The following is a 19,807-nucleotide window of genomic DNA, read 5'->3' on the forward strand; positions in this document are numbered from 1 at the left end:
CGCCCGGTGCGCGCCGGGCGGACCACGGTGGTCAGCCGGCCAGCAGCGCGGCCACCGTCGTGCGGATGTGCTCCCGCAGGGTGTCCGTGCTCAGGTCCTCGTAGAAGGTGGTGTACATGACCAGGGGGCCCATCATGGCGCCGAACGCGCAGCCGAGGCGGATGCGGTCCTCGGGGGCGAGGCCCGGATCCGCGAACAGGGCGCCGAGCGGCTCGCCCTGGGCCTCGATCTGCGGGCCGAGCACCGGATCGTCGGCGAACAGTTTCTGGAACGCGTCGTCGTTGCGGTCCCAGACCATGAACAGCTGTCGGTTCGTCAGGGCGATCTCGATGATCTGGTCGAAGGCGCGCTGCCAGGCCTCGGAGTCCTTGCCCGCCACGGTCAGCCGGTCGGCGATCCCGCCGTTCACCTCCATGATGCGCTCGACGATCGCCCGCGCGATGTCTTCCTTGGTGCGGAAGTGGTAGTAGATCGCGGCCTTGCTGACGTCGAGGCGCTCCGCGATCTCGCGCAGGGACGTCCCACCGTATCCCTGGGTGGTGAAGAGCTCGGTCGCCACCGCGAGCAGGCGCTCACGGGTGCCGCCGGGGCCGGAGCCCGATCCTCCCCTGCTGACCTGGCTCTTCGCTGCCTGGTTGACCATGACTCGTGACATCTCCTTGACGATCGGCAAGCGTTGCCTTACTGTTTGGCAAGTGACGCCTGGCCGGTGAGCTTAGGTTGAGCTTGTCGCTGGGGTCAATTATGGGTGCACGGTAGCAATTCGGGATACCGGCGGTTCCTTTCCGACCCCTCCTGTCGAGCCGTCCGCGATCCCTCATCCGCGAGAGGAGCAACGCTGTGCCTGTCTCGTCCGGAAGCGACATCGCCATCCGCGTCAGGGGTCTCGTCAAGCGATTCGACGACCACGAGGTGCTCAAGGGGGTCGAGTTCGACGTGCCCGCGGGCTCGGTCGTCGGCGTGCTCGGCCCCAACGGCGCCGGCAAGACCACGACCGTGCGCGTGCTGGCCACCCTGCTCAAGCCCGACGGCGGCGAGGTCCTCGTGGCCGGTCACGACGTGTGCAAGGAACCGGACGCGGTGCGCCGCGCCATCGGATTGACGGGGCAGTACGCCGCTCTTGACGAGTTCCAGTGCGGCCGCGACAACCTCGTCATGATCGGGCGGCTGGCCGGACTGCGCCGCCGGGCGGCCCGGGAGCGGGCCGAGGAGCTGCTCGAGGAGTTCGACCTCGTCGAGGCCGCGGGCCGCCCCGTGAAGACGTACTCCGGCGGGATGCGGCGCAGGCTGGACCTGGCCGCGAGCCTGGTGGCCAGGCCGCGGATCCTCTTTCTCGACGAGCCCACCACCGGCCTCGACCCGCGCAGCCGCAATGTGATGTGGGACGTCATCCGCGACCTGGTGGCAGGCGGTACCACCCTCTTCCTCACCACGCAGTATCTGGAGGAGGCCGACCAGCTGGCCGACCGGATCGTGGTGATCGACCGGGGGCGGGCCATCGCCCAGGGCACCCCCCGCGAGCTCAAGTCCGTACTCGGCGGGGCCCAGTTGGAGCTCGTGGTGTCCGCCGGGCACGACCTGGCCACGGCCGCCCTGGTGCTCGGCGGCTTCGGCGCGGGCCCGGCCACCATCGACTCCGGGACCCGTCATGTGCGGATGCCCGTCGTCGCGCGCGAACGCCTGGTGACGGACGTCGTCCAGGAGATGGCCCTGTCGGGCGTCGACCTCGACGACTGCACCATCCGCCGCCCCTCCCTCGACGACGTCTTCCTGGCACTGACCGGCCACGCGGCCGCGGGCGCCGACGTGCCCGACGAGGACGACGCCGTGGCCCTCACCCACTGACCACGCCCCGGCGTGGGAGAAACCGGAGAACACGAGATGACCACCCTCGTGGCTGCCCCCAGCCCGCACGCACGGCCTGGTGCGTCGGCCCGGGCCCGCCAGGCGATCAGCGACACCCTGGTGCTCGCTCGCCGGAACCTGGCCCGCACGCTCAGTGAACCGGAGTCACTGATCGACGTGACTCTCACCCCAGTGATCTTCACACTCCTCTTCGCCTACGTCGTCGGCGGCGCCATCGCCCTGCCGCACGGCGTGAGTTACCACGACTACTTGGTGCCGGGCATGTTCGCGATGACCATGGCCTCGGCCTCCACCGGCACCGCGGCCGCCGTCAACCACGACATGGCGGGCGGGATCATCGACCGCTTCCGCTCCCTGCCGATGTCACGGGCCGGGGTGCTGGCCGGTCAGAGTCTGGCCGACCTGCTCACCACCCTCATCGCGGTGGTGGTCCTCGCCGTCACGGGCCTGGCGATCGGCTGGCGCGTCCACACCGACTTCGCGCACGCGCTGGCAGGCTTCGCCCTCATCCTGCTCTTCGCCTACGCGCTCAACTGGGGCATGGCCTGCTTGGGCATGGTGTTCCGCAGCGCGGAGGGCGTCCAGCAGTTCGGCGTCCTGATGATGCTGGGCCTCACCTTCGTGTCGAGCGCCTTCGTGCCCACCGGGGGCATGCCGGCCTGGCTGCGCGAAGTGGCCAACTGGAACCCGCTCAGCGCGCTGTCGGCCGCGGTCCGCGACCTCTTCGGGAACCCGAATCCGGCCAGTGCGGTACACGCCTGGCCGCTCCAGCACCCCGTGCTCGCGACGGTCGTCTATTCGCTGGGGATGATCGCCGTGCTCGCCCCGCTCGCCGTCCGGCTCTACCGGACGCGCACCGGCAAGTAGCCGGAAGAAATCGTGGACCCCTCGAAATGCGAGGGGTCCACGATGCATGCCGATCATGGTTGGCGGCTTGGCTCCATAGGCATGGAATCATTCGCTCCGAATATCGTGCTTGTAGTTGATACATTTCGATTGCAAAAGCTTTACTTTGGGCGCGGCCCTGGTCCAGTAGAGTGCCTCTAGGGGGTTAACTTTTGAGCCATCGGCTCCGATGCTCTGCGCGATTCGATTGGTGTTGCTCTCTGGCGTACTAACGGGGGTTACGCGGTGTTGTCGAGGCAGATAAAGATCCTTCTTGTTGATCATCAAACCCTGCTCAGGGAATCGCTGGGCGCCATGCTGGGCGCGGAACGGGACCTCACCGTCGTCGGGTGCGCCGACTGGGGTGAAGAGGCCGTCAGGCTCACGGTCCAGTTCCAGCCGCACCTCATCATTCTCGACGGGGACCGGCCAAGGGAGGTGATGGAGACCTTCGCGCGACTGCGGCACGCGGCGTGCGATGCCCGCTTCCTGGTGCTGAGCGCGCACGATCAGCCGACACTGCTCCGAGAGCTGCTCGCCCGGGGGATCAGCGGGTATCTGATGAAGAGCGTCACCGTCCTCGAACTCGTCACGGCCATCCGGGCGGTGGTGGCGCGGGACGGCCGCGTGGTCCTGTCGGTGGCGCGCACCAGCCTCGCGAGCCTCGGGCGCTCGCCGTGTGACGAGAGTGGCCTTTCGGGGCGTGAGAAGGAAATCCTCGACCGCATAGCGGATGGGTTGAGCAACGGCCAGATCGCCCGTCGGCTCGCCATCTCGGAAGGCACCGTGAAGCGGCATGTGCACAGCGTATTCGTAAAACTCGGTGCTGTGTCCCGAATCGACGCTGTCAATAAGTACTCGGGATTGCGCGAGAGCGGGCTCGTGTCGTGAAACCAGGTCGGATCGGAATATGGGAATCGCATTAGTGAATGCGGTAAATGGCCTGATGCTTCTCTAGTCCGGTGTGTCCAAGGTGCCTATCTTCTGGTTGTGGCTGACTTGGCGTACGGCACCGCGTACCGAGCGACGCTCGACGGACTCAGGGCCCTCGCGGTCCTGAGTGTCGTCCTCTTCCACGCCGAACTCCTCCCTTGGGGCTGGGTGGGCGTCCCGCTCTTCTTCACCTTGAGCGGGCACTTCATCACGCTCACCCTGCTCAAGGACCCCGGGGCCGGGCGCGCGCACCGGGCCGGATCCTTCGCCCGCAACCGCGCCCTGCGGCTCGCGCCGCTGTACGTCACCTTCTGCGCGGTGCTGACCGTGCTCGCCGCCGTGGACTACGGCGACGGATCCCTCGCGCGCAACCTCCCCTACTTCTGGACCTGGTCCTTCGACCTGTCGACGATGGCCCACGACTTCACCCCCACCTCGCTGCAGCTCTACACCCACCTGTGGTCGCTCTGCGTCGAAGTGCAGATCTATGTGCTGTGGGCGGTGGCGGCAATTTGGCTGCCCCGCCGGTGGTTCGTCCGCACGGTGGTGGCCCTGGCCCTCGCCGGACCGCTGCTCCGGGTGGCGCTCTGGATCTTCCTGACCAGGACCGGCTACCCCGCGGAGCTGCGTCCGACGGCGCTCTACACCTCCCCGGCGACCTACGTCGACGCCTTCGCCCTCGGGGCGCTGACGGCGCTGCCGGAGCTGCGTCGTCGACTGCGGGCACCGGCCCGGTGGGTGCCGGCCGTGTTCGCCGCCGTCACCGCGGCGACCGTGCTGCGCGAACTGGCCGAAGGCCACGGCTTCCTCGACGACCTCGGCTATCCGATCCTGCTCGCCGACCACCACGGCTGGATCTGGAAGTACACCGTGCTCGGCCTGTTCTTCGCCGCGGTCGTCCTGGTGCTGGCCGACCGCGGTGAGGGCGGCGTGAGGCTCCTCGGCCGGGCCCCGCTGGTGCGCGTCGGCGTGATCTCGTACGGCGTCTACGTGCTGCACCTGCCGCTGCTCGGGCAGATCCAGCGCTGGCAGCCCTCGTCCGGTACGGGATGGAGCCGGTCCGGTCTGCTGGCCGCCACCGTGCTCCTTGCCGGGTCGGTGCTCGCCGCGGAAGTGAGCTACCGCTTCCTGGAGCGGCCGTTCCTGCGCCGCAAGCGCGACGCGCTGCTCCGATGACCCCTGCTCCGGGGGCTGGTGCCGGTGCACGCGCTTCGACGCGCGCGGCCGAGCGCCCCCGCACCGTCGGGTGCGGGGGCAAGCGGCCGCGAGCGGGTTCACGTCCGGGCGTGGTCCGTCGTCCCGCCGCCCTGGTGGGGTACCTCGGCCCGTGCCTGCGCCGTGGGCTGTGCGGCGGGTTCGAAGTCGGGCAGTCGGCGCAGCACCGCCGGTACGTGCCAGTTGCGTTCACCGAGCAGAGCCATCGCGGCGGGCAGCAGCATGCCCCGGATGACGGTCGCGTCGATGAGGACGGCCATGGCCAGGCCGAGACCCATCTGCTTCATGCCCTGCAGCGAGAGGGTGCCGAAGATGGCGAAGACGCCGACCATGATGACCGCCGCGCTGGTGACGACCCCCGCGGTGGTGGCGATGCCGTGGCTGATCGCGTCCCGGGTCGGCATGCCGCGCAGTCGTGCCTCGCGGATGCGCGACACCACGAACACGTGGTAGTCCATGCTCAGCCCGAAAAGGATCACGAAGAGGAACAGCGGCAGCCACGACTCGATGGCGCCCACGCCCTCCGCCCCGATGAGCCCGGCGCCCCAGCCCTTCTGGAACACGGCGGTGAGGACCCCGTACGCGGCCCCCACCGAAAGGAGGTTGAGGACCGCTGAGGTCAGGGCGATCACCGGGGACCTGAAGGCCAGCAGCATCAGGACGAAGGCGAGCGCCACCACGAAGACGAAGACGGGGGCGACGCTGGAGCCGAGCTTGTCCGCGAAGTCCTTGGAGGCCGCGGTGGATCCGCCGATGGGCGCCTTGACCCCGTCGACCTGGCCGAGCGTCGCGGGGCGCACGTCCTCACGCAGGACGTCCAGGCTCTTCTCGCTCCTGGCCTGAGAGCCGCCGCCGGCCAAAGGGACCTCGATGACCGCGAGGTTCTCCTTGGCGTGCACGGTCACCTGGACCGGCCCCTTGGAGGCGCCGGAGCTGACGGCCCGCTTCTTGAACGCGGCGATGGCCCCGCTCACCTCCGGGTCCTTGATGTCCTCCGCGGTGACCACGACCTCGGCCGGCTCGGGGCCGCCGGGGAAGGTCGTGCTGATGTCGTCGTACGCGCGCACCAACGGCACGCTGCCCAGCTCCTGTTCGAGCGAGAGCTCCGCCGGGTGCAGCGAGACCGCGGGCACCGCGAGGGCGATCAGCGCGCCCGCGCCGACCAGGAGCGAGAGCGTGGGGCGGCGCAGGACGCGGCCGAGGACGGCACGCCAGAAGCGGCTCTCGCCGTCCGGTTCCCGCCGTGCCGCCCTGCGAAGCGGCAGTCGGCCCTTCTCGACCCGGTCGCCGAGGAGCGACAGCAGGGCGGGCAGCACGGTGACGGAGCCGATCATGGCGACGGTGACCACGAGGAGGGTCGCCAGGCCCATGGCCTCGAACTCGACCATCCCGGTGAGGAACATCCCGGCCATCGCCACGATGACCGTGCTGCCCGACACCAGGATCGCGCGGCCGGAGGTGGCCGAGGCGATGTGCAGGGCCGAGCGGGCGTCGTGGCCGCGGGCCCGTTCCTCGCGCTCGCGCCGCAGGTAGAACAGGCAGTAGTCGACGCCGACGGCCATGCCGACCAGCAGCATCACGATGCCGGAACTGTCGCTCATCGGCACCGCGTGGCTGGCGAGCGCCACCAGGCCGGTGGTGGCGAGCACCGCGGTCAGGGAGAGGATCACCGGGAGCACGGCCGCCACGAGCGCGCCGAAGGCGATGAACAGGATGCCGACGGCGACCGGCACGACCGAGTACTCGGCCCGGGTGAAGTCCTCCGAGAACGCGTCCCCGATGGCCTTGTCGGCGCTGGCGGCTCCGAACTGCTCGACCGTCAGGTCCTTGTGACGGTCCGCCACCTCGCGAACGGCGTCGAGGACGGGGCCGACGCGGTCCGCGGCCGTGGCCGGATCGCCCACGACGGAGAACTGGACGAGCGCCGAGCGCCGGTCCTTGGAGACGGCGTCGGTGTCGTACGGCGAACGGACGTGCGTCACCTTGCCGGTGTCCTTGACCGCGGCCAGCAACTCGTCCACGGCCTCGCGCGCGTTCCGGTCGGTGACGGGGCCCTTGGCGCGCACGAGCACGGACTCCAGCGCCGGGTCCTGCACATCGGCCTTGCTGAGCGTCTTCACCACTTGGCCCGCCTCGCCGGGCAGGGTGTCGCGGTCCGTCGCGTCGATCTGTCCGACGGCGCCGCCGACGACCATGGCGATGACGGCGAACGCGAGCCAGGCCCCCACGGCCGTCCAGCGGTGGCGGACGCTCCAGGCGCCGACGCGGCCCGCCAGGCCGTGCGGCGGGGCGCCGGGCTGCGATGTGGTCGGGTCGGCCGGCTGACCCCGGCCTGGTCCGCGTGCTTGCGCCACGAGTCCGCCCCTTTCGGGTCGTTGGGTTGGTGCTGCGGAGAGCTGAAAGCAAAGGCAGGACTGGGGGATGAGCGCAGGAGGGCGTGCGGGCCGCGCAGGCGGCGGCCCACCCCTCGCTGTCTCATCGACAAGTAGCTACTTGCCAAAAGGTAAGCAGTCGATTGTCTTAGCGTCAAGCCAGCAGGCGGGACGCCGCGGACCGGAAGAACGGCACGTCCCCGCCGGGCCGCGGCGGCAGCAGCGGGACCACCTCGCTGTGGCGGGCCCGCACCCGTGGGTGCCTGCGCGCCAGCATCGACAGGCCCTGCCCGGGGCCCGTCTCGACGAGCGTGCAGCGGCCGTGGCGCAGCAGGCCGTCCAGGGCGGGCCAGAACAGGACGGGGGTGGCGAGCTGCCCCGCCCAGAAGCCCGGGTCGACGGCCTGGTGCGGGCGCACGGGGAGGCCGGTGCGCGTCGACCACACGCGGATCGAGGGCGAGTTGAGGGCCACACCGCGAAACGCCGCCCGGAAGGCGTCGGCGGCGCCCGCGACCGCCGGACAGTGGAAGGCCTGCCGCGCGGGCACCCTGCGCGTCGCGACGCGGGCGCTCTTCAGGGCCCGTTCGACCCGGGTGAGGTCCGGCTCGGGGCCGCTCAGCACGGTGTGCGCAGGGGCGTTGACCGCGCCGACGGTCACGGTGCCGACAGCGGGCTGGGCCACCGTCGGCGCACCCGGACCTTCCGGCCGGGGAGCCAGCAGTTCCGCCAGTTCCTCCGGGCGCGCGGCCACCGCCAGCATGCCGCCGGGGCCGGTGGCGGCCATCGCGGCCGAACGCGCCGACATCAGCCGGGCCGCGTCGGCCAGACTGAACACGCCGGCGAGCGCGGCCGCCGCCAGCTCGCCGACGCTGTGGCCGAGCAGCGCGGTGGGCCGGACGCCGTACGACGCGAGGGCGCGGCCCGCGGCGTAGCCGATGGCGAACAGCAGCGGCTGGGCGCGCGAGGCGTCGTCGAGCGGGATCCGCGGACGGGCGCTCAGCCAGTCCGCGCGCAGCTCCTTGCCCTCGTGCCCCATCAGCGCGAAGAACTCGTCCATGACGGCGCCGAAGGCGGGCTCGCCGTCGTACAGCTCCCGTGCCATTCCGGGGTGTTGGGAGCCCTGGCCGGGCAGCAGCAGGGCGACCGTACGGGTGTCGAGCGGCATGCGGTCCTCCAAGGGGTGAGCGCCGGGTCCGGGCATGCCGCACTGCCGGCGCGGACCGTCCGCGCCGGCAGTGCGGCATGCCCCCGTCAGGGGAAGGGAGTGCGCGGTCAGGCGGGCACGGTCGCCTCGAACAGGTGCAGATACGAGTTGATCGGGCGGATCCCGTCGATCCGCAGACCGGCCTTCTCGATCAGGGAGGCGAGACCGCACTCGGTGTGCTTCTTGCCGCCGACGTTCAGGAGCAGCAGCAGGTCCATCGCCGTGGTGAACCGCATCTCCGGGCTGCCGTCCACCAGGTTCTCGATCACGAACACCCGGGCACCGGGGCCGCCCGCCGCCACCGCGTTGCGCAGCGCGGTCACCGTGCTGTGGTCGTCCCACTCCAGGATGTTCTTGAACAGGTACGCGTCGGCTCGGACGGGAATGTCTTCCAGGCAGTCACCGGGCAGCAGCCGGGCGCGCGACGCCACCGCACCGCCCTCGCGCAGCCGCGCGTCCGGGCTCGCCACGACGTCCGGCAGATCGAGCAGGGTGCCACGCAGCCCCGGGTGGTGTTCGAGCAGGGTGGCGAGGACCAGTCCCTGGCCGCCCGCGACATCGGCCACGCTGCGCACCCCGGTCAGGTCAAGGCGCTCCGCGATCGCGCGCGCCGACAGCTGACTCGACTGGGTCATGGCCTTGTCGAACACCTCGGCCGAGCGTGGCATCCGGGAGTGCAGGCAGGAGAAGAACTCCTCGCCGTACAGGGACGGGAAGACGCCCTTGCCCGTGCGCACGGCCTCGTCGAGGTGCGACCACAGCTCCCAGGTCCAGGGTTCGGTCGCCCAGAGCACGTTGTACTTGACGCCGTGCTCGGCGTCCTCGCGCAGCAGCCGGGACTCAGGGGTGTGCGTGTACATCCCGTCGTCCGTCTCGGCGAACACACCGTACGTCGTCAGTGAGCGCAGCAGCCGGACCAGCGCGCCCTCGTCCGCGCCGACGGCCGAGGCCAGTGCGCCCGCGGACGTGGGCTCGTCGCCCAGCGCCTCGGGGAGACCGAGCTGTGCCGCCGCGCGGACGGACGCGGCACAGGCCGCGCTGTGGGCGAGCTCCCGCAGTCGCGTCACCGGGGCCGGTACGGCGGTCGTCGGTGCGGTCACCGCTGGTTTCCTTCCGCCGCGTCGGTCCGCTCGGTGATCAGCTGGTACGGGCCGGGCTCGGCCTTCGCCAGCTTCATGACCTCCATCACCGGGCCGCGGAATCCGTCCGCGCCGGTGGCCCGCTCGTGCGCCGCGCTGTCCGTCCAGGCGGCGGTCTCGACATAGACAGTGGGGTCCTGCCGCGACCGGTACAGGCGGTAGGAGCGGAAACCCGGCTGGGCGGCCATGTGGTCAGTGATCTTGGCGAGGAGACGCTCGAACTCCGCCGCGTCGCCGGTGACGGTGAAGCGGTTGACGAAGTGATGCATGACGGTTTTCTCCTTCGGCTGGGTGGTGGAGGAAGGCGGTCGGGTGAGCGGCGAAGCGGCGGCGAGAGGAGCGGGGCGCAGCCGGGCGCGCAGTTCCTGGCGGAGGACCTTGCCGGTCGGCGAGCGGGGGACGTGGTCGAGCGGTTCGATGTGCTCCAGATGCTCGTAGTACGGGAGCCGGGCGTTCACCTCGGCGGCCACGACGGCCGGGTCGGTGCCCTCCGAGCCCGGGGCGAACACGACGAACCCCTGGGCCACGGCTCCGCTGAACGCGTGGGGACGGTCGACGACCGCGCAGTCGGCGACGGCGGGGTGGCGCAGCAGCGCGCGCTCGATCTCCGTCGGTGACACCAGCCAGTTGTCCCGCTTGAAGACGTCCTTGATCCGGTCGACGACGTAGAGGCACCCGTCGTCGTCCTGTACGCCGATGTCACCGGTGGCGAACCAGCCGTCGGCGTCGGTGTCGCGGGTGAGGTCGCGGCCCAGATAGCCCTTCATCAACTGCGGCCCGCGGACCTGGATCTCGCCCTTCGCGCCCGGTGGCTGTGCGGACCCCGTGTCGACGTCCACGATCCTGCACTCCGTGCCCGCCACGGGCCGCCCCGACGATCCGGGCCGGGGCGCCACCAGGCTGTCGAAGTGCGTGGAAGGAGAGGTCTCCTGAAGCCCGTACCCCTGCACGACCGGTACGTCGAAGTGCTGGCCGAGCGTGGTGACAGCGCCGGGCGCGAGCGTCGACCCTCCGGAGAGCACCGCCCGGAGGGAGGGACATGCGAGCTCCGGCAGCCTGGGGTGCACGGCGAGGCGGGCGAGGCGTACCGGCAGGCTGTAGCAGTGCGTGGCGCGGTACCGATGGGCCGTGGCCATCGCGTCGGCGGGGTCGGCACCGGGGCACAGGACGAGGGTGCCCGCCACCGCGACGGTGATGGTCAGGTGCATCAGGTGGAAGGTCGGCAGCCAGTCGAAGACCACGGACGACGCGTCGAGGCCGTGGGCCCGCGCCGACTGTGCCGCGTTGACGGTGAGGTTGCGGTGGCTGAGCAGCACCGCCTTGGGCGCGCCCGTGGTGCCGCTGGTGAACTGGACGCACGCCACGGCCTCCGGATCCGGATCGAGGCGCGGGGCCCCGGCCCCCGTGGCCCCGGCGGCCAGCTCGGCGAGTGTGGGCACGGCCGCGGGCACTTTGGGGAAGGCCGCGTCCCGGTGGGTGAGGACGAGGTGCCGCAGCTCGGGCAGCCGTCCGCGCACGGCGGCGAGCCGCTCGTACACCTCGGGCGCGACCACCGCGACCCGCGCCCGGCAGATCCCGAGTACCTGGGCGAGACCGGCCTCCCGGAGCAGCGGGTTGACCAGGGCCGGGGTGTTCCCCGACCGCACGGTGCCGAAGAAGGCCGGGGCGAAGTGCGCGTCCAGCGCGGTGGTCAGAGCCACCACACCCCCCGGGCCGCCGGCGATCGCGTGCAGTGCCGCCGCGAACCGATCGGCCAGGGCGTCGAGTTCGGCGTAGCACAGGGACGTGTGGTCCGTGCGCACGGCCGGGTGACCGGGGGCCGACGCGGCGGCACGGCGCAGCAGATCGTCGATGCGGGGCCCGCCGAGCAGGTCCGACAGGGTACTCAGCGGCGGGCCGGACGCGACATGTCCCTCCGGGCCCGGCGGAGCACCCCGCGGGACGCCCGCCGTGGGGGAGGGGCGCCCGGTCACCATGGGACGGCTCCTTGCGCACCCTCGCCGCGGGATCGGGCGGCCGTCACGGGCGGGGCAGGTCGTCGCGGTCCACCCGGCGGTGCCGCACGAGCAGCCGGTCGCCCTCGCGCACCAGCAGGTCCTCGCAGGTGCAGCTGAGTTCGACCGCCGCCTGTCCACCGATCGGCGTGTCGATGACCTGGGCGTACGAGCGCGCGGTGAGGGAACCGTCGCCGTGCCGGGTCACGTCGAGCATGCCGAGCCAGTGACGGCGGCGGACGCCGCGCTCGGCGAGCCGCCGGACGGCCTCGGCCGCCCCCTGCCGGATCGCCTCGCGCCCCTCCTGCGGCCGGGGGTGGGCTTGCGCGCTGAACACGCCGTCCTCGGTGAAGGTCGCGGCCCACTCGGTGACCCGCCCCTCGTCGAGGCTGCGCATCTGCCGGGCGTAGAACTCCAGGACTTCCTGGTACAGCGCGCTGCCCCGCGCACTGTCCACGGGCGGTGCCGACAACGGCATGACGGGCCCCTTTCCGGTCACGGTGGTGTGCTGGTGGACCGAGGCTGACAGCCGTGCCTCGAGAACCGTTGGAGCCGCGATCAGCTGTCCGTCCACACCGTCGCGCGGCCGACGGCACGCCCTTCGCGGGGGCGCGGGAGGCCGCCCGTGAGGCTCGAAGGATCCTCGGCGGGATCTCGAATCCGCTCGGCGAGGCTGCCGCCATCCGACGGAGGAGGACGAGATGACCACAGCAGACACCCCGGGCGTGGCGGAGCACCGCGCGGCCCGCCCGCCCCGGGTCGCCCTCGTGACCGGCGGGACCAGCGGGATCGGCCTGGCCGTGGTGGTCCGTCTCGCACGCCGCGGCATCCCGGTCTTCCTGTGCGCGCGGACCGCCGAGCAGGTGGCGTCGACGGTGAAGGAACTGCGGGACCAGGGGCTGGAGGTCGAGGGGCAGGCGGCGGACGTACGGTCCACCGAGTCGGTCGCCGCGCTGGTGCGGACGGCCGTCGACCGCTACGGACCGATCAACGTGCTGGTCAACAACGCGGGCCGCAGCGGCGGCGGGCGCACCTCGCAGCTCGCCGACGCCCTGTGGGACGACGTCATCGACACCAACCTCAACGGCGTCTTCCGCGTCACGCGCGAGGTCCTGACCACCGGCGGTCTGGAGCACTGCGGCGACGGACGCGTCATCAACATCGCCTCCACCGGCGGCAAGCAGGGTGTCCCGCTCGGCGCCCCGTACTCGGCGTCCAAAGGCGGCGTCATCAGCTTCACCAAAGCACTCGCCAAGGAACTCGCCACCTCGGGCGTCACCGTGAACGCGGTCTGCCCCGGCTATGTGGAGACGCCCATGGCCGTCAGGGTCCGCCAGGCGTACGCGAGCGCCCGCGGCCTCTCCGAGGACGAGGTGTTCACCGAGTTCCACGCGAAGATCCCCATGGGGCGCTACTCCACTCCCGAGGAGGTGGCCGGGCTCGTGGACTACCTGGTCACCGACACCGCCGCGTCCATCACCGCGCAGGCGCTCAACGTCTGCGGCGGCCTGGGCATCTTCTGACCCCGTACGCCCGCCGCCGGTACGCCCGGCGGCCAGGCCGTCAGCCGGAGAGACCAGTTGAGAAGGGCAGAGCCATGCTGCGCACCGGAACGCACCGCACCACGCACCACACCGACATCGACGCGCCCGCGGAGGCCGTCTACGGCATCATCGCGGAGGCCACCGACTGGCCCGCGTGCTTCGCTCCCACCCTCCACGTCGAGCGCCTCGAAGGGGCGGGCGCCCCGGCGGCGGGCGGCCGCGAGCGGCTGCGGATCTGGGCCGTCGCCAACGGCGACGTGACGTCCTGGACGTCACGGCGGGACCTGGATCCCGGCGCGGCGCGGATCCGGTTCCGGCAGGAGGTGTCCGCGCCGCCCGTCGCCTCGATGAGCGGCGAGTGGACGGTCGGGCCGGGAGCGACGCCGGGCACCGCCCGACTCACGCTGGTCCACGAGTTCACCGCCGTCGACGACGACCCGGCAGGAACCGAGTGGGTCACCCGGGCCACCGACCGCAACAGCAGGACCGAACTGGCGAACATCAAGGCGCTCGCCGAGAGCCGCGACACGGCCGCGGACCTCGTCTTCGACTTCGCGGACTCGACCCTGGTGGACGGCGACCCGGAGGCCGTCTACCGGTTCCTGCACGACGCGGCCGCCTGGCCCGACCGGCTGCCGCACGTGTCCCGCATGCGGCTGCGCGAGGACCACGAAGGCGGTGAGTACGTCCAGTGGATGGTGATGGACACCGTCACCGAGCAGGGGTCCGCCCACACCACCGAGTCCGTTCGGCTCTGCTTCCCCCAGGCGCGGCGGATCGTCTACAAGCAGGTGGTGACGCCGCCGCTGCTGGCCGCTCACATCGGCGAGTGGACCGTGACGCGCGCACCGGACGGCGTGCGCGTGACGTCCTGGCACCGCGTCCGGCTGAACGAGGACGCCATCACCTCGGTCCTCGGCGGTGACGCCACCGTCACCGCCGCCAAGGAGTTCGTCCGCCGTGCCGTCGGCGGCAACAGCGCGGCCACCCTCGCCCTGGCCAAGACCCACGCGGAGGGCGGCCGTGGCTGACGTCACGGCAGGCGGGTGCGGGCGCCCCGCCGTGCTGGTGGTGGGCGCGGGGCCCGTCGGGCTGACCCTCGCCCATGAACTGGCCCGCCGCGACGTGCCGGTGCGCGTGGTGGACCGCGCCCCGGGCCCGGCCGTCACGAGCCGGGCCCTCGCGGTGCACGCGCGCACCCTGGAGGTGTGCGATCAGATGGGAGTGCTCGACGCGCTCCTGCCGCGCGGTCGCAAGGTCGAGCACTTCACTGTGCACCTGCGCGGGCGCACGCTGGTCCGCTTCGACACCGACTACTCGGCCATGCCCACCCGCTATCCGTTCAGCCTCATGGTCGACCAGGTGGTGACCGAACAGGTCCTGCGCGAGCGGCTCTCGGCGCTCGGGGTCGAGGTCGAATGGGGCGTCGGGCTCGACTCCTTCACGCCCGGCGACGACCGGGTCGAGGCCTGCCTCGGCACACCGGGCGGTGGCACCGAGACGGTGACCGTGCCCTGGCTGGTGGGCGCGGACGGCGCCCACAGCACGGTACGCAAGAGCCTGGGGCTGCGGCTGGTCGGTGACGCCACCGAGACCTGGCTCAACGCCGACGTGGAGAGCGACGTCGATCTGCCCGGGGACAGCAATCACCTGCTGCACACGGGCAAGGGGACGCTGCTCCTCGTGCCCTTCCCCGAGCGCGGCAAGTGGCGGGTCGTGGACACCCAGGACATCGGCGGAGCGGACGACCCGGAGGCGGTGCGCGGCCGCCTCGCCCGGAAGATCTCCACAGCCGTCGGGCGCCCCGTCGAGGTGGCGGCGCCCACCTGGATCTCGGTCTTCACCGTCCAGCAGCGCATGATCGACGCCATGCGCGTCGGGCGCTGCTTCGTCGCCGGTGACGCGGCCCACGTGCACAGCCCCGCCTCGGGCCAGGGGATGAACGCCGGGATCCAGGACGCCTACAACCTCGCCTGGAAACTCGCCGACGTGGTGCGCGGCCACGCGCAGGAGCGACTTCTCGACAGCTACAGCGCCGAGCGCGTCCCGATCGGCGAGCGGCTGCTCGGGTCCACGCGGGTCGCGACGGCACTGGTCGCCCTGCGCAACGCCCTCGGCCCGCTGCTGCTGCCGGTGGGCCTCGGCACGGTACGGCGCCTGGCTCCGCTCAAGCGCAAGCTGGAACGGAAGATGATCCGCGGCTTCTGCGGGCTCACGGTGGCCTACCCCGACAGCCCGCTCACCCTCCCGGACCCGGCCGCCGCCGTCGGTGCCCCGGCACCGGGGCAGCGCGTCGGATGCACCGAGCGGGCCCACCGCGACGAGCCCGGCTGGACCGGTCTCTGTGCCGAACTCCGCGACCCGCGCTGGACGTTGCTCGCGAGCGCGGACGCCGGACGGGCCACCGACGACGACCTGCTCCGCGACCTCGCGTCCCGCTACGGGACCGCCGTGTCGGTGCGCTGTGCCGGGAGCGCCGGGGAGCGGGCGGGCGGCGTCGTACCGCTACCGGACCACAGCGGTGCGCTGAGGCGCCAACTCGGTCTGAAGGATGGCTACTTCGCATTGATCCGCCCCGACGGCCACCTCGCGGCGAGAGGGCCTCTGGCAGGTCCGTACGGGGCGCGGAACGCCCTGGAAGCGGTCGGTCTCGTCGAGGCGACGGCCGCCTCGGGGCCGGTCCCACAGCTCACCCATGACAGGAAGGCATGACGTGATGAGCCGGAGTCAAGGTCGCGGTCAGGACCCGAGCGAGAGCGACGAGGACGCGTTCAAGGAGCTCTTGCGCGCGCGGAGCGGAGGGCGGGGCGTGCTCGTCACCCTCAAGCGGGACGGGCGCCCCCAGCTCTCCAACGTGGGCTACAGCTACGACCCCGCCACGGAGACGATCCGCGTCGCCACCACCGCCGACCGGGCCAAGACCCGCAACGTGCGCAGGGACGCGCGGGTCAGCTTCCACGTGACGACCGAGGACATGTTCTCCTACGGCGTCTTCGAAGGCACCGCCTCGGTCTCGGCGGTGGCCTGCGACCCCTACGACGCCACCGTCGACGAGCTGGTGGAGATGTACCGTGCCACTCAGGGCGAACACCCCGACTGGGAGGAGTTCCGCGAGACCAAGGTGAAGGACCGGCGCCTCGTCCTGCGGGTCAAGGTCGCACGCGCCTACGGCTTCGTGTTCCAGCGGAGCTGACCGTGACGACGCACTCGGTGCCGACCGTCACCCGGCAGAGCCTGCTCGAGACGTTGCAGGCGTTCAAACGGACGAGCCTGCTCAAAGCGGCGGTGGAGCTCGGCCTCTACGACGCGCTGGCCGCGCAGCCGCTGACGGCGGAGCAGCTCGCCCGGGCCGTCGGCGCGGACCCCAGGGCGCTGCGCGTCCTGCTCGGCGCGGCGGCCGCCAGCGGGCTCATCGCGACCGACGGCACCCGCTACCACCTGCCGCCGGGCGCCGCCGAACTCCTGGTCAGCACCAGCCCCCAGTACGCCGGACACGCGGTGGGGGTCAATGTGAGCGACTGGGAGTGGGAGGCGATGCGCGACCTCGCCGCCGTGGTCCGAGCGGGCGGCACGCTGCTGAGCCCCGACGCCACCGAACGGGACTTCCCGTACTGGACGCGGTTCGCCGCGGACGGCACCTTCGTGACGCGCGCCGCCGCCGCGGCCCTGGTCGAGGAGACCCGCGCCTGGGCCGAGGCCCGGCGCGGCGTGCGGCTGCTGGACGTGGGCTGCGGACACGCCCTGTTCGGCCTCGAGTTCGCGCGGCAGCACCCCGACGCCGTGGTGCACGGCCTGGACTGGCCCGAGGTGCTCGACCAGGCGCGGACGCACGCGCGGCGCATGGGGCTCGCCGACCGCGCCGCGTTCCTCGCGGGCGACGCCTTCACCGCGCCGCTGGCGGGCCCGTACGACCTGGTGATCGTCGCCAATCTGCTGCCCCTGTTCCCACGGGAGCGGGCGGTGGCGCTGCTGCGCCGCCTCGCGGGGGTGCTGCGGCCCGGCGGGCGCCTGGTCACGGTGGGCTTCTGTGTGAACGGCGGGCCGCCCGCCGAGGAGCACGCGGCGCACCTGCTGTCCCTGCTGATGCTGATCTCCACACCCGGCGGCGAGGCGCATTCGCTGGAGGCGACGCGGGACATGCTCACCGCCGCCGGATACACGGAGCTCGCGGCCCGCCGCGTGGGTCCGCTGCCCGTCCACGTCGTCTCGGCGGCACCGCCGACGGGCGGCACCGAACCCCTGGTGACACACCGTACGGACGCACAGGAAGGAACCTTGCGATGAAGTACGCGCGGGTGGGTGAGAGCGGCCTCGTGGTGAGCCGGATCATCTACGGCAACGCCATCACCCATGGTGACCAGATCGACGAGACCGCCGCCCGGGAGTGCATACGCGCGGCCCTGGACAGCGGGATCACCACCTTCGACACCGCCGACCTGTACGCCGAGGGCCGGGCGGAGGAGATCCTCGGCCGGGCCCTCGCCGGAGAACGCCGCGAGGAGCTGGTCATCTGCACGAAGGTGGGGCGCTGGGCCCGGCCCGGCGACCCCAACGCGGGCCTGCTGTCCCGCAAGCACGTCACCGAGTCGATCGACGCGTCCCTGCGTCGGCTCGGCCTCGATCACGTGGATCTGTACCAGGCCCACCGCCACGATCCGCGGACCCCGCTGGAGGAGACCGTCGCGGCCTTCGCCGACGTGGTGAAGTCCGGGAAGGCGCACTACATCGGCGTCTCCGAGTGGCCGGGCGACCGGATCCGCGCGGCCGCGCGGATGGCTCGCGACCTCGGCGTCCCGCTCGTCGCCAACCAGTCCCAGTACTCGGTCCTGTGGCGCGTCATCGAGGCCGACGTACTGCCCGCGAGCCGGGAGTCGGGTGTCGGCCAGATCGCGTGGATGCCGCTCGCGGGCGGTGCGCTCACCGGCAAGTACCGGGCGGGCGAGGCCGTACCGGCGGACAGCAGGGCGGGTGCGGGAGCGAGCGGCGCGAAGTCCATCGGCCGCTGGGACTACCTCAACGAGAAGGTGCTCGCCGCCGTCGCCGACCTGGCGCCGCTCGCGACCGAGGCCGGGCTGACCCTGCCGCAGTTGGCGATCGCCTGGGTCCTGCGCACGGCGGGGGTGAGCGCGGCGGTCGTGGGTGCCTCGCGGCCCGCGCAGCTCCTGGAGAACGCCGGGGCGGTCGACGTGCTGCTCGACGAGGCGCTGGTGCGGCGCGTCGACGCCGCTGTCGCCGCGGTGGTGCGGGCGGACGCCTCGCTCACCCTCGATCCGCTCGGCCCGGCCGCGCGGCTGTGAAGGGGACGACGGCGTGATCTTCACGGAGAAGGAGATCGAGTACCTGACGTCCCAGCCGTTCGGCCGCCTCGCGACGGTGGGCGCGGCGGGGGACCCCCATGTCGTGCCGGTCGGCGTCCACTACAACCCGCACCGGCAGACCATCGACATCGGCGGCATCGGCCTCGGCAGCAGCCGCAAGTACCGTGACGTCCAGCGGCGGCCCCGGGTCGCCTTCGTCGTCGACGACGTGGACCCGGCCGACCCCACGGCGCCCCGGGGCATCGAGATCCGGGGCGTCGCCGAGGCACTGGCCGAGGGGGGTCGGCAGTTCGGCGGCGCGGTGGCCGACGCGATGATCCGGATCACACCGACGAGGGTCATCTCCTGGGGCATCGAGGCCCACTGGCGGGCAGGCCCGTTCGCCCGCGGCGTGGCCGCCGCCCCTGGGCCCGAACCCCGCCCGGCCCCAGACACGTCAGGAACGTCCGACGACCGACGAGCTGTGGAGGATGCCCGATGACGGCCGAACTGACGCACGAGACCGTCGTGGCGGCCCCGCCCCGGCTGCTGTTCGACCTCGTCGCGGACGTGGTCGAGGCCCCTCGGTACTTCCCGACGCACCTGTACGCGGAAGTGGTCGCGGCCGAGAGCGCCGAGCGCGACCTGGTGGCCCGCTGGGTGATCGATCAGGGCGCCGTACGCGGCTGGCGGCTGTGGCGCACCCGGGACACCGAGGCGTTGACGATCGCCTTCCAGCACGAGACCCCCAAGCCCCCGCTGAGCCACATGCGCGGCGAGTGGCGCTTCGAGGGGCAGGCCGACGGCGGCACGCGCGTCCGCGTGCGTCACGCCTATGCTCTGGCCCCCGACGCGCCGCCCGGGGCGGGCGACACAGTGGCCCGGCAGCTGGACGGCAACGTTCCGGGGCAGTTGCGCGCCATCGCGGGGCTCGCGGGGAGCATCGACGCGCTGCGGCGGAACACCGTCACCACCGCGCGCAGTGTCCGCGTCGCCGCGCCCCGGGCCGCACTCGTGGCCGCCGCGGCCCGGGCCATGGGCGACGGCACGGCCTGGGCCCACCTCGAACTCCCCGACGGTCGCCTCGTCTTCAAGCGGTACGCGGGCCTCCCACCGCACCTCCACACCGTGAGCGGTGAGCTCCGGTGCACCGAGGAGGCCTCCGGCACCACGGTCCGCCTCACCGGCACCGCCACGCTCGCCGGGCCCTCGGTGGACGAGGAGGCGACCGTCGCCGCGCGCAAGGAGCTCGAAGCCGACCTTCATGAGCGGCTCACGCTCCTCGCCCGGCTCGGCCCGCGCGCGGCGGCCGACTGACCCGTACACGCGTGACGTCGTGGCCCCGGAACGCTTCACAG

General features: G+C 72.2%; 18 protein-coding genes. 12 read left to right on the forward strand and 6 right to left on the reverse strand.

Annotated features, from left to right (window positions below; translation table 11 throughout):
- Positions 1 to 31: 31 nt before the first annotated feature.
- Positions 32 to 643, reverse strand: a complete 612-nt coding sequence (locus ACIG3E_RS26170; RefSeq protein WP_399621031.1) for a TetR/AcrR family transcriptional regulator — start codon at positions 641 to 643, stop codon at positions 32 to 34.
- 197 nt (positions 644 to 840) lie between these two features.
- Between ACIG3E_RS26170 and ACIG3E_RS26175 the strand changes: the two genes are divergently transcribed.
- The 4 genes from ACIG3E_RS26175 to ACIG3E_RS26190 all read left to right on the forward strand — a co-directional run bounded on the left by ACIG3E_RS26175 (position 841) and on the right by ACIG3E_RS26190 (position 4,860).
- Complete coding sequence (locus ACIG3E_RS26175; RefSeq protein WP_399621034.1) at positions 841 to 1,845, forward strand: ATP-binding cassette domain-containing protein; 1,005 nt, start codon at positions 841 to 843, stop codon at positions 1,843 to 1,845.
- Between the two features lie 36 nt (positions 1,846 to 1,881).
- Entirely contained in the window at positions 1,882 to 2,733 is an 852-nt protein-coding gene (locus ACIG3E_RS26180) for an ABC transporter permease (RefSeq protein WP_399621037.1), read from the forward strand.
- Between the two features lie 264 nt (positions 2,734 to 2,997).
- Positions 2,998 to 3,642 (forward strand): LuxR C-terminal-related transcriptional regulator, encoded by a 645-nt coding sequence (locus ACIG3E_RS26185; protein ID WP_399621040.1) that lies wholly within the window; start codon positions 2,998 to 3,000, stop codon positions 3,640 to 3,642.
- A 99-nt stretch (positions 3,643 to 3,741) separates the two neighbouring features.
- On the forward strand, positions 3,742 to 4,860 hold the full coding sequence (locus ACIG3E_RS26190) for an acyltransferase family protein (protein ID WP_399621042.1): 1,119 nt from the start codon (positions 3,742 to 3,744) through the stop codon (positions 4,858 to 4,860).
- A gap of 98 nt (positions 4,861 to 4,958) precedes the next feature.
- Here the strand turns inward: ACIG3E_RS26190 and ACIG3E_RS26195 are convergent, their stop codons facing one another.
- The 5 genes from ACIG3E_RS26195 to ACIG3E_RS26215 all read right to left on the reverse strand — a co-directional run bounded on the left by ACIG3E_RS26195 (position 4,959) and on the right by ACIG3E_RS26215 (position 12,086).
- The gene (locus tag ACIG3E_RS26195; RefSeq protein WP_399621438.1) at positions 4,959 to 7,175 is read right to left on the reverse strand and encodes an MMPL family transporter; all 2,217 of its coding nucleotides are present in this window, start codon (positions 7,173 to 7,175) and stop codon (positions 4,959 to 4,961) included.
- A gap of 250 nt (positions 7,176 to 7,425) precedes the next feature.
- Positions 7,426 to 8,436, reverse strand: coding sequence for an acyltransferase domain-containing protein (locus ACIG3E_RS26200; RefSeq protein ID WP_399621045.1), 1,011 nt, complete (start codon positions 8,434 to 8,436; stop codon positions 7,426 to 7,428).
- A 107-nt stretch (positions 8,437 to 8,543) separates the two neighbouring features.
- Positions 8,544 to 9,575: a methyltransferase gene (locus ACIG3E_RS26205; protein WP_399621047.1), complete on the reverse strand. Its 1,032-nt coding sequence runs from the start codon at positions 9,573 to 9,575 to the stop codon at positions 8,544 to 8,546.
- Positions 9,572 to 11,590 carry an AMP-binding protein gene (locus ACIG3E_RS26210; RefSeq protein ID WP_399621050.1) on the reverse strand — a complete coding sequence of 673 codons (2,019 nt, stop codon included), beginning with the start codon at positions 11,588 to 11,590 and terminating at the stop codon, positions 9,572 to 9,574. Before ACIG3E_RS26210 ends, ACIG3E_RS26205 begins: the two co-directional genes overlap by 4 nt.
- Positions 11,591 to 11,633: 43 nt before the next feature.
- Positions 11,634 to 12,086, reverse strand: a complete 453-nt coding sequence (locus tag ACIG3E_RS26215; RefSeq protein WP_399621053.1) for a nuclear transport factor 2 family protein — start codon at positions 12,084 to 12,086, stop codon at positions 11,634 to 11,636.
- 223 nt (positions 12,087 to 12,309) lie between these two features.
- On the opposite strand from ACIG3E_RS26215, the gene ACIG3E_RS26220 reads away from it, so the two are divergent.
- From ACIG3E_RS26220 to ACIG3E_RS26255, 8 genes are all read left to right on the forward strand, one after another.
- Positions 12,310 to 13,131: an SDR family NAD(P)-dependent oxidoreductase gene (locus ACIG3E_RS26220; RefSeq protein WP_399621056.1), complete on the forward strand. Its 822-nt coding sequence runs from the start codon at positions 12,310 to 12,312 to the stop codon at positions 13,129 to 13,131.
- A 74-nt stretch (positions 13,132 to 13,205) separates the two neighbouring features.
- Positions 13,206 to 14,183, forward strand: a complete 978-nt coding sequence (locus ACIG3E_RS26225; protein ID WP_399621058.1) for an aromatase/cyclase — start codon at positions 13,206 to 13,208, stop codon at positions 14,181 to 14,183.
- A complete protein-coding gene (locus tag ACIG3E_RS26230) occupies positions 14,176 to 15,864 on the forward strand; it encodes an FAD-dependent monooxygenase (protein ID WP_399621060.1) in 1,689 nt (562 codons plus the stop codon). The genes ACIG3E_RS26225 and ACIG3E_RS26230 overlap by 8 nt, the downstream gene beginning before the upstream one ends.
- Positions 15,865 to 15,868: 4 nt before the next feature.
- A complete protein-coding gene (locus tag ACIG3E_RS26235) occupies positions 15,869 to 16,345 on the forward strand; it encodes a PPOX class F420-dependent oxidoreductase (protein ID WP_399621062.1) in 477 nt (158 codons plus the stop codon).
- Between the two features lie 2 nt (positions 16,346 to 16,347).
- Complete coding sequence (locus ACIG3E_RS26240; RefSeq protein ID WP_399621064.1) at positions 16,348 to 17,436, forward strand: methyltransferase; 1,089 nt, start codon at positions 16,348 to 16,350, stop codon at positions 17,434 to 17,436.
- Positions 17,433 to 18,449: an aldo/keto reductase gene (locus ACIG3E_RS26245; RefSeq protein WP_399621066.1), complete on the forward strand. Its 1,017-nt coding sequence runs from the start codon at positions 17,433 to 17,435 to the stop codon at positions 18,447 to 18,449. Before ACIG3E_RS26240 ends, ACIG3E_RS26245 begins: the two co-directional genes overlap by 4 nt.
- Positions 18,450 to 18,462: 13 nt before the next feature.
- Positions 18,463 to 18,951, forward strand: coding sequence for a PPOX class F420-dependent oxidoreductase (locus ACIG3E_RS26250; protein WP_399621068.1), 489 nt, complete (start codon positions 18,463 to 18,465; stop codon positions 18,949 to 18,951).
- Positions 18,948 to 19,766: an aromatase/cyclase gene (locus ACIG3E_RS26255; RefSeq protein WP_399621071.1), complete on the forward strand. Its 819-nt coding sequence runs from the start codon at positions 18,948 to 18,950 to the stop codon at positions 19,764 to 19,766. The genes ACIG3E_RS26250 and ACIG3E_RS26255 overlap by 4 nt, the downstream gene beginning before the upstream one ends.
- Positions 19,767 to 19,807: the final 41 nt, after the last annotated feature.

It is taken from the genome of Streptomyces sp. NPDC053474 (assembly GCF_044544845.1).
Taxonomy (GTDB): Bacteria; Actinomycetota; Actinomycetes; order Streptomycetales; family Streptomycetaceae; genus Streptomyces.

Coding starts and splice junctions, on each gene's coding strand:
- ACIG3E_RS26170 (WP_399621031.1), bottom strand. CDS start 643: ATGGTCAACCAGGCAGCGAAGAGCCAGGTCAGCAGGGGAGGATCGGGC.
- ACIG3E_RS26180 (WP_399621037.1), top strand. CDS start 1,882: ATGACCACCCTCGTGGCTGCCCCCAGCCCGCACGCACGGCCTGGTGCG.
- ACIG3E_RS26200 (WP_399621045.1), bottom strand. CDS start 8,436: ATGCCGCTCGACACCCGTACGGTCGCCCTGCTGCTGCCCGGCCAGGGC.
- ACIG3E_RS26210 (WP_399621050.1), bottom strand. CDS start 11,590: ATGGTGACCGGGCGCCCCTCCCCCACGGCGGGCGTCCCGCGGGGTGCT.
- ACIG3E_RS26215 (WP_399621053.1), bottom strand. CDS start 12,086: ATGCCGTTGTCGGCACCGCCCGTGGACAGTGCGCGGGGCAGCGCGCTG.
- ACIG3E_RS26220 (WP_399621056.1), top strand. CDS start 12,310: ATGACCACAGCAGACACCCCGGGCGTGGCGGAGCACCGCGCGGCCCGC.
- ACIG3E_RS26225 (WP_399621058.1), top strand. CDS start 13,206: ATGCTGCGCACCGGAACGCACCGCACCACGCACCACACCGACATCGAC.
- ACIG3E_RS26235 (WP_399621062.1), top strand. CDS start 15,869: ATGAGCCGGAGTCAAGGTCGCGGTCAGGACCCGAGCGAGAGCGACGAG.
- ACIG3E_RS26245 (WP_399621066.1), top strand. CDS start 17,433: ATGAAGTACGCGCGGGTGGGTGAGAGCGGCCTCGTGGTGAGCCGGATC.
- ACIG3E_RS26255 (WP_399621071.1), top strand. CDS start 18,948: ATGACGGCCGAACTGACGCACGAGACCGTCGTGGCGGCCCCGCCCCGG.